Raw genomic sequence first — 14088 nt, forward strand, 5'->3', positions numbered from 1 at the left:
CCGGCGAACCGCTCCCCCCGGGCGGCAGCACCATCAGCAACCTCGAAACAGACCCCGACACCGGCCTGCCCATCGACCCCGGAACGGGCGAACCCCTGCCGCCGCCCCCGGGCGGATCCTCGATCAGCGACCGCACGGACCTGTCCGGCGGCTACGCTCACCCGGACCTGCCGGGCATCCCCGACCTCCCGGGGACCTCCGGAGGGGGTTCGTCCTTCGGCGACGGGGGCTCCGACTCCTCGGGGCCCCGCACGGTGGACCGCTCCGACCGGTTCGCGCTGTCCCGGACCGGGGACGGAGACCTGCCCCTCCCCCAGGGCGGCAGCTCCTTCAACGGGTCCGCCTCCCTCCCGGGGCAGGGGACCCCGGGGTCCGGCCTCCCCGTTCCGGGAGCGCCCGGGGCGGGGACCGGGGTCCCCGGGACGGGTGCCGTCGACGTCGCCCCCGGCGGCCCGGGGGCGGACCCCAACGCCGCGGGAGGACCGCCGATGATGCCGCCTCCCATGATGGGCGGCGGCGCGGGCGGCCAGGGCGAGGGCAAGGAGCAGCGCCGCGCCACATGGCTGTCCGAGGACGAGCGCGTCTGGGGCACCGACGCCAGGGGCGGCAACAGCGCCATCGGGCGCCCGGCGCCCGGAGAGAAGAGGAAGGCGGTCGCACAGCATGACCTCACCGACACCGGAGCACCGGGCGGAAGAACTGGAACGTCTTCAGCAGACGATCCGCGCCTACAGCGAAAGAAGCGCAAGCCTGGCGTCGGAATCCGCCGAAGCCGTCTCGAAGGACCGCCTGGTGACGGCGCGGATTGACTCCGCCGGAGAACTGGTCGGCCTCAAGTTCAACACCCAGGGCTACCGCGACATGGCCCCGGCCGAGCTGAGCACGGCCATCATGGACGTCGTCCGGCGGGCCCGGGCCGTGATGGCCGAGCGCGTCACCGCCGCCTACCAGCCGTTCGCTCCGAACGGGGTGGACGTCGCCGCCGCCATCAAGGGCGACCTGGACCCGGCGGCGCTGTTCGCCGAACTGGACCTGCCAATGCCGTCGGACCGCGGCCGGGAGACCCCGTGACGGGACCCGCCCGACAGTGAGGAGAACACCGTGAGCAACCTTTCCGTCGACCCCGAGGGCATGGGGCGCGAGGGTGTCAACATCTACGACTGCGCCGACTACATCGACGACCTCCTCCTGCGGCACCGCAACTTCAGGATGAGCCTGGGCACCCCCTGGGGCGAGGGCCGGGACGAGTTCGCCCGGGAGATGGACGCGGTCATGCCCACCGCGGAGGAGGCGTTCGTCGCGTACCTGGAGTTCCTCGCGACCGCGTTCCGCGACACCGCGGACCGCACCGTCGGCTCGGCGCGCTCGTTCCACCTGGCCGAGGAGGCGAACACCTCCGTGGGCCGCCACCTCGCCCCGGACGGCCAGGGCCGGCGCTGACCCCCGTTCACCACCCCCACCAGCACGACCGGAAGCAGAGGAAGCAGGAAGATGAGCGAGGACTCGGGCGCCGAAGGGACCGGCGCCTCCCCCCTCCCGCCGGCCCGGCCGGACCCCGCCGGGCCGGACCCCGCCGTCGGGGCGACCGCGGCGGCGGCCCCGGACACGGCGGCGCGCGGTACCGGTGCGGCGGGGCCCGCCGCACCGGACACCCCGGCGCAGGACGCCGCGGGAGATGCGCACGCGCCCCCGCGCCCCGCGGCCTCACCGGCCGCGGAGGAGGAGGCCGCCGCGGAAACGGAGACGGCCGCCCTCCCGGGCCGCCCCTCCACGCCCCTGCTGGCGGGGGCCGCGTTCACCGGGCTCCTGCTGATCGCAGCCCCGTTCGCCACGGCGGGCGGGCCGCAGGCCCTGCTGGGCGAGACCGCCGCGGCGCAGGACCCGGGCCTGTTCACCCCCTGGAGCCTCCAGGGCCAGGAAGGCGGCGCCTCCGGGGCGGCGGGCGCCCTGGGCGCCGCGGGCGAACCGGGCGGCGGGGACGGGTTCGTCCCCGATCCGCTGGCGCCGGTGGCGAGCGAGGAGCCCCGGGACGGGGAGGCGGGCGCCGGCGGGGACGGCGTCTCCGGGGACGGCGGAGGGGTCGGCCCCCGCCACCCCTGGGCCGACGAGGCACAGGACGCCCCGGAGGGGGCGGCCGGGGACGGCGGCGGGGCGGAGGAGGACGGCCGGGCCCCCGCGGACGAGGACGGGCGGGCCCCGGACGGAGGCGGAGGGGACGGCGCCGTGACCGCCGCGGCGGACGACGGGGACGACGGGGCGGCGACCCTGTCCGGCGAGGAGCACGCCAAACTCCTCGGCACCCCGGGCGGGGAGGAGGGGGCCGGCGGCTCCGACGACGGCGGTGACGGCGGCGGCGCCTCCGACGACGCCCCCGTCACCGCGGCCGGGGACGGCGGCTCCGGGGGCTCCGGTTCCGAGGGGTCGGGCTCCGGCGGCGGGGGCGCCGCGGGCGGCCCCGCCTACAGCGGCATCACCGGCCCGGGCTGCAAGTCCGACGACCGCACCTACTTCTGGGCCTACAACACCTGGTACGACGATCCCGTCAACAGCTGGGCCACCCGTTCCAGCGGCTACACCCAGGACGGCTGCGACGGCCTCTACCAGGCCGTTCCCGTCTCCGGGGACCGGCACGACGGCAGCGGCCCGAGCACGGCGTGGACGTTCACCCCCGGCTGGGCGGGCTCCCACTGCGAGGTGTGGGTCTACATCCCCGAGGACGAGACCCCGCTGTGGGTGAGCAGCGGCCCCGCCAAGTACATGATCAACTCCGGCGGCTCCCCCGGTGCACCCTTCACCCAGACCGAGCTGGTGCAGTCGGACGTCAAGGGGACCTGGACCAGGATCGCGGAGTTCGAGGCCCCGACCGAGCAGTTCACCGTCCAGTTGGTCAACGCCGGTGAGAACAGGGCGTCCGGACAGGGCACCGCGCACGTCGCCTCCTCGCCGATGCGGGCGAACTGCTCCTGACGGTCCTTCCAGGGCCGGGGCGCCCCGCCGCCGCCCCCGCCCGCGCGAGCGCGTTCGGGCCCCGGGGAAGGGTGCGCCCGGGTCCGGGCCCGTTCCGGCACCGCGCCCCCGCGCGGGGGCGCGGTGCCGGGGCGGCCCCCGGAGCCGCCCGGGCGGCCGGAACCCGGTGGCGGTCCGGGCGGTGGGGGCGCACCGGCCGGTCCGGCGCGGCCCCGCCGCTCCTCGCGTGTCCGCCCCGGGGTGCGCCGCCCCCGGGGAGGCGGCGGCCCGGACACCTCAGCGGCGCGGGACGGACCCCGGCGGGGAGGCCGGTCATGTCCCGGGGCGCGACTCCCCCGTGGCCGCGTCCTGGCGGGCCGTCGTGACGGACGACCGGAGCCGGGCGACCGCCGCGCGCCGCCGCATCCGTCGACCGGGGCGGCCGGGGCGCCGGATACGGCGGTACGCCGACGCGTATTCGCCGGGGCAGGGCCGGGAGGGGCGGACCGCTCGATGGAGCACGGTCCCGGGCCCACCGGAGGCCGTTCGGCTCATCGGCGATCCTGTCAGCCTCCCGGCGGGGCCCGCCGGGGCCGTTCGTCTTTCCTGCGCTGTCGGCGGCCCGGTCCCGCCCGGGACCGTTCGGCCCCGCCGCCGTCGGCGGCCCCTCCCCGCACATTCGGTCCTTCAAAACCGGAAACCACTTGCCAACTTGGAAAGCGAATGCCATCCTGGAAAAAAGCACGGACGACGGAGGTGGCACATGCGGCAGGACGAGGCACTGGACGCCCTGGAGCAGGCCGAGGCGCTCAAGGCGCGCATGCGGGGACAGGGCGGCTGGTACGCGGTGTTCGGGGTCGGCTACGCCGCGATGAGCTGCGGTCTGATCCTGGCGGTGGGCCTGCTCCCGGAGGCGCTGCCGTGGACGATGGGGGTCTTCGCGGTGGTGCTGGCGGTGCTCATCGCCTACGCGGTGACCCGCTCCGCGCAGCCGCGCAACCTGGGGGCCCTGCACCTGGGCATGATGGGCGCCTGGACCGCCGTCTACCTGGTCACCCTCATCGTCGGGATCAACGTCTTCCCCGGGGAGCCGGCCTGGTGGGTCTCCGGCGCGCTGCTCAGCGCCCTTCCACCCCTGGCGGTCGCCTACGTGGCGCTGCGGCAGAGCCGGAACCCGCGATGAGCCATCCGCGCAACCGCCTGGACGAGGTGATCCACTCCCCCGTGCGCTTCTCGGTGGTGGCCGCGCTGGCGGCCGTGGACCGCGCCGAGTTCCGGCTGGTGCGGGACACCGTCGAGGTCAGCGACTCGGTGCTGTCCAAACAGGTCACCGTGCTGGAGAACGCCGGGTACGTCAAGGTGCAGAAGTTCACCGTGGGGCGGCGCACCCGGACCTCCCTGTCCCTGACCAGGGAGGGGCGGGCGGCCTTCGCGCGGCACTCGGAGGCGCTGCGGGAGATCGCCGCGGGCACCGCCATGGGGCCCGAGCCCACGCACGGTTCCGCGGACTGACCCGCCCGCGCCGGTGCGGGGATCGCCCCTCCCGGTGGCGACGTAGGCGTCCGGTCCCACCCGGGCGGATGCGGGTGCGGGCGAACGCGGGCAGGGGGCGGAAACGACGGCGGGTCACAGGCGAGCACGGCACACAAGCGGGCCCGGGATGGAGACGGGCGAGCGCACGGCGGAAGCAGCCGGGTGCGGATGCGGGTGCGGGCGAAGTGTCCCGGGCCCGACACCACACGCCGACGCGACGGTCTCCCGGCCGCCCGGGCCGACCGCGTGTCGGCAGCGGGCTGCCGCGAGAACGCGAGGGGCCCGCGCACGGGTGTGTGCGCGGGCCGGTGGGCGGGCGCCGGGCGGGGCGCCGGCCCGCGGCCACTCGGCACGCCGTCCATCCTCGCCAGAGGTACGCGCCGAGGGGCCGGTTCAGGCGGTCCGCCCCTCCCCGGAGGCCGCAGCGGTCCCGGCCGGCTCGGGGGCCGGGTCCCCGGTTCCGGCGATGCCCGGCTCCGGGACGGGACCGGGCGCACCGGCGTCGGCCCCGGCGCGGGCGCTCCCGGACTCGGCGTCCTCCCGCGCCGCCTCGGGGCCCGGCACGGCCCGGCCCCGGCCCTGACGCCGCTCGTGCACGAGTTCCGGAACGGCAGGCCGGCCGCCGCGCTCACCCCGGGTGGCCCCGATACCGGCGACGACCACCAGGGCCATGCCGACAACCTGGAGCGCCACGGGCGCCTGGCCGATGACGACCAGGCCCATCACCAGGGCCACCCCGGGCTCCATGCTGGAGAAGGTGCTGTAGGCGGTCCGGGTCATCCGCTGGAGCGCGATCATCTCCAGCAGGAAGGGCACCATCGGGAACAGCAGCGCGATGAGCAGGGTGAACAGGATCAGCCCCGGGTCCGGAGCGGCGAACGCCCCCGGCGCGCCGAACGGCGCGGTCACCAGCGAGCCGACGGCCATGGTCAGGGCCAGGCCGTGGACGGCGCCGAACCCGGCCCCCACCTTCTGGGTGAGAACGATGTAGAACACCACGCACACCGCGCCCGCCAGGGCGAAGCCCACCCCGACCAGGTCGAGGTCGCCCTCCCAGGGCCGGGTCAGGCAGAGCACGCCCGCGACGGCGGCGGCGATCCACACGAGTTCGCGGCGGCGGCGCATCGCCGCGACGGCGACGACGAGGGTGCCCAGGAACTCGATGGCGGTGGCCGTGCCGAGCTCGATCCGCGCCGTCGCCTCGGAGTAGAACATCATCATCCCCGCACTGGCTGTGCCCAGGATCACCACGGACGCGCGCTCGCGCCACGTCGCTCCGCGCACGGCCCACCACAGAGAGCGACCACCCAGGGCCAGCAGAAGGACCGCGGCCCACGTCAGCCGCAACCACGTGATGGTCGCGGGGCTCGCCTGGGCGAACGCGGTGACGGCCAGGGCGCTGCCGGTGTGGAGGGTGAACATGCCGATGAGCAGCATGACCGGCGCCGGCACCTGAAGGCGGGCACGGCGCAGCGAGGGAAGGAAGGAGCGGATCACCCGACCAATGTGAAGGATGTCGTCTGTTTCTGTCCACGAACCATTGGTTGACGGACCATGTAGTTTCAGTGGATGGATTTCACCCGTTTGCGCCTGCTCGTCGAGTTGGAGCGGCTGGGCACGATGGCCGCCGTCTCCGAGGTCACCGGCATGAGCACCTCGGCGGTCTCCAAACACCTCGCGGTACTGGAGCGGGAGGCGGGCGTCCCCCTGCTGGCCCCGGACGGGCGGCGGGTGCGGCTCACCCCGGCGGGGCGGCGGCTGGCCGAGCACGCGGTGGACATCCTGGCCCGGGTGGAGGCCGCCCGGGCGGAGTTCGACGGCGACGCCGAACCGGTGGGCCGCGTCGACCTGGTCATGTACACCAGCGCGGCGCCCGTGGTGCTGCCCGCGCTGCGCCGGCTGCGGCACGACCACCCGGGCATCGACATCCACCTGACCGAGTACGAGTCGGAGCAGGCGCTCACCCTGCTCCAGAACGGCGACGCCGACCTGGGCGTCGTGTACCAGTACAGTGTCCTCCCCCGGAATTTCCCGGGAACGCTGACGGTGCATCCGATCGGCACCGAGGGCCTGCTGCTGTCGCAGCCCTCGGCCGGGGCGGACAGCCGCACCCTGACCCGGCGCAGGCTGCGCGACCTCGCCGGCGCGGCGTGGATCGCCAGCCCGTACCGGGGAGACGAAGAGGCGCTGGTGCAGCGCATGTGCGCCGACGCGGGGTTCACGCCCCGGATCGTGCACCGCATCGACAACCTCGAACTCTTCGAGGAGCTGGTGGCCGCGGGGATGGGCGTGGGCGTCGTCCCGCGCCTGTCGGCGGCCACCCGCCGCGGGGTGGCGCACGCCCCGCTCGGGGAGCTGGGCGGGGTGCGCCAGGTGTACCTGGCCGGGCGCACCGGCGGCTGGGCCTGGCGGCCCATCCGGCTGCTGGCCCGGTACCTGCACCAGGCCGCGGAGGACGTGCTCGACGACGTGCCCCCGCTGCCGGAGGCCCCCGACGCCCCGGGCTGAGCGGAGCGCCCCGCCCCCGGACCACCGGAGCGGGCGGGTTCCGCGCGGTCAGCCCGCGATGGCGAAGGGCCCCACCGAGGGCACCGGAACCTTGGTGGCGGCCTCGCGCACGGCGGTGAGCAGCGGCTCGGGGGTGGCCCCGGCCCGCGACAGCGCGATGATGTGGCGCCGGGCGGTGTCGCGCACCCCGCGCACGACGGTGTGGGGGGTGTTCATGCCCGTCCAGGCCAGGCGCGGCATCAGGGCGATGCCCAGTCCCGCCTGGACCAGCGCGAACACGGCGCTGAAGTCGTCCACGGTGTGCACCACCCGCGGCTGGAACCCGGCCTGGCTGGTGGCGGCGGTGACGCACTCGTGCCAGGCGGTGCCGGGCGCGGACATGATCCAGTCCTGCGCGGCCAGGTCCTCGCTCAGGTGAAGGCCGTTGCGGGTGGCCAGCGGGTGCTGGTAGGGCAGGATCGCGTCGAACAGCTCGACCATCACCGAGTCGGCGCGAAAATCCGGGTCGCCGGAGGCCGGCAGGTGGCCGGTGGACATGGTGAGGGCCACGTCGAGGCGGCCCGCGCGCACCATCTCCGCGCTCTGCTCGGGCTCGGCCTGGATCACCTCGAACGACCAGCCGGGGTGGCTGACCCGCAGCCGGGCCAGGGCGGGCGCGATGAGGTCGCTGATCCCGGTGGAGAAGGAGCCGACGCGGATGACCCCGCGGTCCCCCTCGGCGTAGGCCGCGAGGTCGGCGCCGGCGCGCTCCATCTCCGCGAAGATCGCGGGGGCGCGTTCAAGCAGGACCCGGGCGGCCCCGGTGAGGATGAAGCGGCGGCCCTGGCGTTCGACGAGGGGGACCCCGGGCTCCCTGGCCAGGGCGGCGAGCTGCTGGGAGACCGCCGACGGGGTGACGTTGAGCACCTCGGCCGTCGCCGCCACCGTGTGGTGGTGCGCCAGAGCGTGGAGGAGCTGCAACCGCCGAACGTCGATCATGGTCTCCAATGTAGGCGAGCACTCCGAGATTTCCGGGTGATTTCCGACAGATCACACAGGCGGGGACCGTGATTCGCTGCACAGCGCCCAGCCGCGACCCACCGAAAACTTTCCAGAGAAAAAATCGATCTTCTTTCCCTTCGGTGATGTCGTCCAGCTCTTTCCTCGTGTCACCCATGTCCCGGCAGATACCGGCACGTACAGTCAAGACCACAGCTCAACCATGGGCGTGCATCGCGCACGTTCCGGGGGATCAGCACCCAATGCTGGTGGAACGGGTGAGAAGAACATGCAAAATTCGCTGATGACCAAACCTCGACCGACCGACGTCGGTGTGCTCGGCTTCCGCTACCTGGGCGCCCACGAGGTGGAGGAACTCGCGGACCTGTGGGGCGCCCTCCACCAGCAGCACGCCCTGAGCGCCCCGCACCTGTCCGACATCATCAGCACCACGAGCCTCGACGAGTCCTGGCGCCGCCGCCGCTCCCAGTACCTGGAGTGGCTGGCCGACCCCGAGACGCTGGCGATCCTCGCCGAGAACGGCGACGACCCGGCCGCGTACGCGATGGTGACGCTGCGGGCGAACCCGCAGGGCACCTGGGACCGGGGCGAGCGCGTCGCGGTCGTGCAGACCTTCGCCATCGACCCGGAGTACGCGGGCACCCGCGTCGGATCCAAGCTGCTGGAGGAGATCCGCCACCAGCTGGCCGCCACCGGCATCCGCGACATCGAGTTCTCCGCCCTGGCCACGGCCTCGGAGGACATCAGCTTCCTGGAGACGGAGGGCTTCCGCCCCTTCGTGACCACGATGGTCTGCCGGGTCGACGGGTTCGGCGCCCACGACTGACGGGGGCGTTCCCGCGAGCACGCCCCGCGCCCCCGCGGCGCGGGGCGCCGCCGTGTCCGGGACCGCTCGCGGCCCGGGATCACCGGGGCCGCCCCCTGACGGGCGGTACCGCCGGCGCCCGCGCCACGGGGACCGGGCCGCCGCGGCGGGAACGGCCCGGGAACGCGCCTCGGGTGCACGGGGGGACACACGGCTCCGGGGGTCGACGTGCTCCGGTCCCTGCCCGGGGTCGTGCCCGTCCACCCGCCCTTCCCGCCGGGAGGGCGGGGCGCGCCGCGCGACACACCCCGGCACGGGAGGGCCCGGAAACGCTACGCTCGCCTGCGTGGCGACCTCCGACTCCAACACCTGCAACTTTCCCGGCTGCGACCGCCCGGTTCCCCGGGCCTCCTCCCCCGGCCGTCCTCCCCAGTACTGCGGCCTGCCCGAGCACACCCGGTGGCGGGCCTGGAAGGAGCGCCAGCGCCAGGCGCAGGAGTCCGAGCGCCAGGAGGCCGAGGCGCGCGCCGCCCGCGAGCCGTCCGCTCCGGCCGCACCCGGGTTCGCCTCCGCCGAGCCGGTGACGGCGGCCCGGCTGCGCGCCGACGACCTGCTGACCCGGTTCGCGGTGCAGAGCGAACAGCTGACGGCGACGCTGCGGGCCGCCACCGAGGCGTTCGGGACGATGACGGACCCGGCGGCGGCCGAGGCACAGGTCGAGGCGGCCCGCCTGGCGGGGGCGCGGCACGCCGCAGAGGCGGACGCGGCCCGGCTGGAGGCGGAGAACCGCCGCCGCGAGGCGGAGTCGGCGCGCCGGGCGGCCGAGGAGGCGGCCGCCTCGGCGGTCGCCGCCACCGCCGAGGCGGAGCGGATGGCGGAGGAGGCGCTGGCCCGGCGCGACGGGGCCGAGTCCGCGCGGGAGGCGGCGGAGCGGGAGGCCCGCACCGCCGGGGAGGAGCGCGACGCCGCGACAGCCGAGGCCAACGCCGGGCTGGCCGCCGCGGAGCGCCGCCTGCTGCGGGCGCAGGAGGAGGCCGAGAGCGAACGCGCCGACGCCGCCCGGCGGCTCCGGAACGCGCACGCCGAGGCGGAGGGCCTGCGGGCGGAGACCGCCGAGCACGCCCGTGAGCGCGACGAGGCGCTGGCCTCCGCCCGTGCCGAGCGGGAGCGGGCCGAGCACGCGCAGGCGCGCACCGTCCGCGCCGAGGAGGCCCTGGCCGCCGAACGCGAGCGCTCCCAGGCCGAACTCGGCCGCATCGAGCGGGCGCTGGAGGCCGAGCGCGCGGCGGCGGCGGCCGAGCGCGAGCGGTTCACCGCGGAACTGGAGCGGTCGGCGGCCGAGCGCGACCGCCTGATCGGGGAGCTGGCGGAGCAGCGGCGCTCGGCCGAGCTCACGCTGGCCGAGTCCCGCGAGGCCGCGGCGGCCCGGCTGGCCCTGGTGGAGGAGTCCCGGGACCGCGCCCTGGAGCGGGCCGAGCGGGCGGAGCGCGCCGAGGCCGAACGGGCGCGGACCCCGTCCGCCACCGCCGGGGAGCCCCCCTCCCGGAACTGACGGTCCGGCACGGACCGCGGCCGGCGGAGTCCCGGCCCGGGGCGCTCCGCCGCGCCCCGGCCGCTGCCGGGACCTCCCCGGGGGGCACCCGCCCGGCGGACCGCCGCCGGGGGCATCCGGTACCGGCCCGGCGCAGGCGGGCTTCCCTGCCGAGGGCACGTGCACGGGGGCCGCCACCGGGAACACGGACGCGAGAGACCCGGCACCGGGGCACCACGGCGGACACCACCGCCGGAGGCACGCACGCCGCGCACCCGGCACGGAGAACACGTACACGGGTGCCACCGCCGCAAGCACCGACACCGCCGGCCCGGGAACCACGAAGACACACGAGGCCGGACGCCACCGCCAGGAGCACGGACACCACCGCCGACGGCACCCGGGCCGCGCAGCCGGCACGGGGTCGCCTACGCGAGCGCCCCCGCCGAGAACACCGACGCGGCCTGCCCGGTAAGGGGACACCGCGCCGGCCGGAACCGCCCCCGGTGGCCGAAGACACCCGGTGCCGTGCGGGCGGTCACCACGGCGGCGTCGGGGCAGATCAGGGATGCCGCGGAGCGGAGTGGCGGCGTGCGGGGCGGCGTGCGCCGGGGCAGGGTGGCCCAGGACACCGGCGCGACGCCGAACCCGTCCCCGGCGGTAACGCGTCCTCTGGGTCATGAGTACCGATTCGTCCCGGTCTAGGATGGGGCACGTGCGAGATCTGGGAACCACGGGCGATACCGGACCCCTCGACGTGGGCGACCCTTCGCACCCGGGAGCCCGGCGCGTCGCCGTCGGCGAGCGCCCCCGGCCGCGGGTGGACCTGCGCGCCGTCTTCGGGCTGGAATCGGGTGCCTGGGCCTGGACCACCGCCACGCAGGCCGCCATCGCCATGACCGTCTCCTTCGCGCTCGCCGCGTGGCTGTTCGGCGCGCAGATCGCGACCCTGGCGGCCATGGGCTCCATGACCGTCCTGTACGAGAAGAAGACCCCCTACGCCTACCGCGCCGCCGCCCTGGCCCTGGTGGGGGTGGGGTTCGTGATCAGCGTCTCCCTGGGCTCGCTGGCCTCGGCGCTGTCGCCGTGGGCCGCCGTGTTCTCCATCGGGCTGACCGCCGGGCTGGCCACCCTCGTCTGCGCCGCCTGGCGGGTGGACAAGCCCGGGCCCATGTTCTTCGTGCTGGTGGGCGCGATCTCCACCATCGTGCCCGGCGGCCTGGCCGACGTCCCCCTGCACGCGGCCATCGCCGCGTTCGGCGCGGCGATCGGCTGGGCGGTGTCCATGTCGGGCGTCTTCGTCCGCGCGCGCCAGCCCGAGCGCCAGGCCGTGGCCGGGGCGTACCGCAAGCTCGCGATGCTGCTGCGGGCGGTGGGCACCCCCGAGCTGGACCACGCCCAGCACGACGCCTCGGTGGCGGTCGCCGACGCCTGGCGGCTGGTGCTGCTGGCCCAGACCCGCGGCTACCGCACCAGTGACGAGGCTGCCCGGCTGCGCTCCCTGCTGCGCTGGGTCTCCGACATCCACCTGTCCGCCACGCAGGTCTGCATGGCCCGGCCCGCACGGCTGCCGTCCGAGGCCGCCGACTTCGCCGAGCGGATGGCGGTCGCGGTGTCCGCCCCGGAGAAGGCCCCCGACCCCGCCGACCTGGACGGGCTGCGGCGGGGTATGCGCCCCCGCTCCCTGGAGGCGCGCCTGTACGGCCTGATGGCGCGCGCCTCCACCACCGCGCGGCGCGGCGCGTCCGGGCCCGAGGACGACGACGAGCGCTCCCGGAACCTGCACGACGAGCGCTACCCCGCGCTGTGGGGCGCCCTGCGCTCCAGCGTCAGCGCGGACTCACTGATCCGGCCCACCGCCCTGCGCATGTGGATCACGGTGACGGCGGCGGGCGCGCTGGCCCTGGCGGTGGGGCTGGAGAACTCCTACTGGGTGGGCATCACGACCACGGCCGTCCTCCAGGGCGGCAACGTGGTGCTGACGCTCAACCGGTCGGTGCAGCGGTCGCTGGGCACCCTGATCGGCGTGGTCGTGGGCGCCCTCCTCATCGCCGCCCACCCGCCGCTGGCCGGGGTCGTCCTGCTCGCGGGACTGTTCCAGGGCGCCGCGCAGCTGGTGATCGGCCGCAACTTCTTCTACGCCTCGGTGCTGCTCACCCCGATGGCGCTGCTGCTGTCGTACACGGCGGCGCCGCACCCCATCACCGAGCTGGCCGAGACCCGCATCATCGACACCGTGGTGGGATCGCTGGTGGGCCTGGCCGGGGCGACGCTGCTGTGGCGGGGCGCCTCCGCGACGCGGCTGCCGCAGTCCATCGTCCGGGTGCTGGAGGAGGCCCGCCGCTGCATGGCGGCGGTGCTGGACCAGGACACCGCGATCGACGCCCGGCTGCGCTACGAGCTGCGGCGGGACATGCGGGCCGCGCTGGTGAGCCTGCGAGGGGTCTACGAGAGCGCCATCGGCGACGTGCCGCGCGCCGCCTCCACCCGGCCGCTGTGGCCGGTGGTGGTGGCCACCCAGCGGACCGGGTACCTGGCGCTGTCGGCGCTGGCCGTGGAGCATCCCGAGCCGGTGGGGACGATCACCCTCCAGCGCGTGGACCTGGCGTTCCGGGAGCTGATCTCCGCGATGGAGGAGCGGCGCACCCCGCGGCTGGGCGCGCTGCCCCGGCTGCCCGCCCACCCGCGGATCAACATGGAGCTGCGCGCCCTGTCCACCGCCATGGCGGGCGCGGTCGCCCAGGACGAGCGGACGGCCCTGCTGGAGGCCCAGAAGCGGGCCGAGCTGGAGCGGCGCCGCGCCCAGGGGGACGTCGACGCCGACCTGTGAACCGCCCCGGGCTGGCCGTCCGGTCTCGAAGGCGTCGCGCCCGCGCCCGCAGTTCCTCAGTCGACCAGCGCGAACGCCCGCACGGGGAAGGCCGCCAGCCCGCGCACCTTGGCGGGGACGGCGAAGAACCGGAAGCCCTCGGCGGGCAGCTCGTCCAGCAGGCACAGGTGGGAGACCACGGGGACGCCGGCGGCCAGCAGGACCGCCAGGGCCGGCCTGGCCCCCTCCGCGGCCGGGGAGGTGTCGTCGACGGCCACCGAGTCGGTGCCGACCAGGACGGCCCCGGCCTCGACGAGGGCCTTGGCCGCCGCCTCGGTCAGGTGGGGGTGGTCGTGGTCGCCGTAGGCGTCGGTGCGCCAGCGGCGGTCCCAGCCGGTGCGCAGCAGGACGGCCCTGCCCCGCAGGTCCAGTCCCGAGAACGCCTCCGGGCCGATCCGTCGGGGGCCAGCGGCGTCCACGACGGTTCCGGGCAGGTCGGCCACCCTGTCCAGGTCGAGGTCGGCGAGGTCGGCGCCGTCGCGGTAGCGGTGGGCGGGCATCTCCAGGTAGGTGCCGGTGGCACCGGCCATGGTGACCCGACCGCCGTCGCCGTGCCCGGAGCCGCGGTCGGCCGCCGCCTCGGTGATGTCCGGCTGCGGGAGACCGGGGCGGGTGGTCATCCCGTCGGTGATCTGGTGGCTGACGTCGACCGGTTTGGACATGGCTTGCTGTCTCCTCGCTTCACGGGCGCGTCCGGTGCTCGACCCCCGACCTGCGCCAGAGGTCTAGACCATGAGCCTAGCGTGTGTGACCCAGGCCACCGCAGGGCCGATCCGCGGTGGGGCCCCGGGCCGCGGGAGCCGGTACGGCGGCCTCGGCCCGACGGTCCGCTCCGCGGGCCCGATAAGGTCATGGCACGCACCCGACGGCGGTTCCGTGGAGATCCCCCCGCCATCG

At 75.8% G+C, this 14088-nt stretch carries 12 protein-coding genes and 1 pseudogene; 10 read left to right on the top strand and 3 right to left on the bottom strand.

Translation table 11 applies throughout. The annotated features are described in order from the left end of the window. From BUE45_RS32060 to BUE45_RS25765, 6 genes and pseudogenes are all read left to right on the top strand, one after another. Positions 1–809, top strand: a pseudogene (locus BUE45_RS32060) (hypothetical protein); the annotation flags it as partial. Continuing rightward, positions 751–1071 carry a YbaB/EbfC family nucleoid-associated protein gene (locus BUE45_RS25745; protein WP_245833478.1) on the top strand — a complete coding sequence of 107 codons (321 nt, stop codon included), beginning with the start codon at positions 751–753 and terminating at the stop codon, positions 1069–1071. The pseudogene BUE45_RS32060 and the gene BUE45_RS25745, both read left to right, overlap by 59 nt. Before the next feature lie 30 nt (positions 1072–1101). Then, on the top strand, positions 1102–1440 hold the full coding sequence (locus BUE45_RS25750; protein ID WP_073382860.1) for a hypothetical protein: 339 nt from the start codon (positions 1102–1104) through the stop codon (positions 1438–1440). 51 nt (positions 1441–1491) lie between these two features. Further along, complete coding sequence (locus BUE45_RS25755) at positions 1492–2967, top strand: hypothetical protein (RefSeq protein WP_073382862.1); 1476 nt, start codon at positions 1492–1494, stop codon at positions 2965–2967. A 742-nt stretch (positions 2968–3709) separates the two neighbouring features. Next, the gene (locus tag BUE45_RS25760) at positions 3710–4129 is read left to right on the top strand and encodes a hypothetical protein (protein ID WP_073382864.1); all 420 of its coding nucleotides are present in this window, start codon (positions 3710–3712) and stop codon (positions 4127–4129) included. Then, positions 4126–4458, top strand: a complete 333-nt coding sequence (locus tag BUE45_RS25765; RefSeq protein ID WP_073382867.1) for a winged helix-turn-helix domain-containing protein — start codon at positions 4126–4128, stop codon at positions 4456–4458. The genes BUE45_RS25760 and BUE45_RS25765 overlap by 4 nt, the downstream gene beginning before the upstream one ends. 414 nt (positions 4459–4872) lie before the next feature. Here the strand turns inward: BUE45_RS25765 and BUE45_RS25770 are convergent, their stop codons facing one another. Beyond that, positions 4873–5976: an EamA family transporter gene (locus BUE45_RS25770; RefSeq protein ID WP_084737861.1), complete on the bottom strand. Its 1104-nt coding sequence runs from the start codon at positions 5974–5976 to the stop codon at positions 4873–4875. Between the two features lie 72 nt (positions 5977–6048). Between BUE45_RS25770 and BUE45_RS25775 the strand changes: the two genes are divergently transcribed. Further along, complete coding sequence (locus tag BUE45_RS25775) at positions 6049–6987, top strand: LysR family transcriptional regulator (protein WP_073382869.1); 939 nt, start codon at positions 6049–6051, stop codon at positions 6985–6987. 48 nt (positions 6988–7035) lie between these two features. Here the strand turns inward: BUE45_RS25775 and BUE45_RS25780 are convergent, their stop codons facing one another. Then, complete coding sequence (locus tag BUE45_RS25780) at positions 7036–7965, bottom strand: LysR family transcriptional regulator (protein WP_073382872.1); 930 nt, start codon at positions 7963–7965, stop codon at positions 7036–7038. Positions 7966–8269: 304 nt separating this feature from the next. On the opposite strand from BUE45_RS25780, the gene BUE45_RS25785 reads away from it, so the two are divergent. The 3 genes from BUE45_RS25785 to BUE45_RS25795 all read left to right on the top strand — a co-directional run bounded on the left by BUE45_RS25785 (position 8270) and on the right by BUE45_RS25795 (position 13152). Then, on the top strand, positions 8270–8812 hold the full coding sequence (locus BUE45_RS25785; RefSeq protein WP_073382874.1) for a GNAT family N-acetyltransferase: 543 nt from the start codon (positions 8270–8272) through the stop codon (positions 8810–8812). A 325-nt stretch (positions 8813–9137) separates the two neighbouring features. Next, positions 9138–10343 carry a hypothetical protein gene (locus BUE45_RS25790; RefSeq protein ID WP_073382878.1) on the top strand — a complete coding sequence of 402 codons (1206 nt, stop codon included), beginning with the start codon at positions 9138–9140 and terminating at the stop codon, positions 10341–10343. A gap of 685 nt (positions 10344–11028) precedes the next feature. Beyond that, on the top strand, positions 11029–13152 hold the full coding sequence (locus BUE45_RS25795) for an FUSC family protein (RefSeq protein ID WP_073382881.1): 2124 nt from the start codon (positions 11029–11031) through the stop codon (positions 13150–13152). A 56-nt stretch (positions 13153–13208) separates the two neighbouring features. On the opposite strand, the gene BUE45_RS25800 is transcribed toward BUE45_RS25795, so the two are convergent. After that, positions 13209–13853 carry a cyclase family protein gene (locus BUE45_RS25800; RefSeq protein ID WP_073382883.1) on the bottom strand — a complete coding sequence of 215 codons (645 nt, stop codon included), beginning with the start codon at positions 13851–13853 and terminating at the stop codon, positions 13209–13211. Positions 13854–14088: the final 235 nt, after the last annotated feature.

The sequence above is a fragment of the Nocardiopsis flavescens genome (genome assembly GCF_900141985.1).
Classification (GTDB): Bacteria; Actinomycetota; Actinomycetes; order Streptosporangiales; family Streptosporangiaceae; genus Nocardiopsis; species Nocardiopsis flavescens.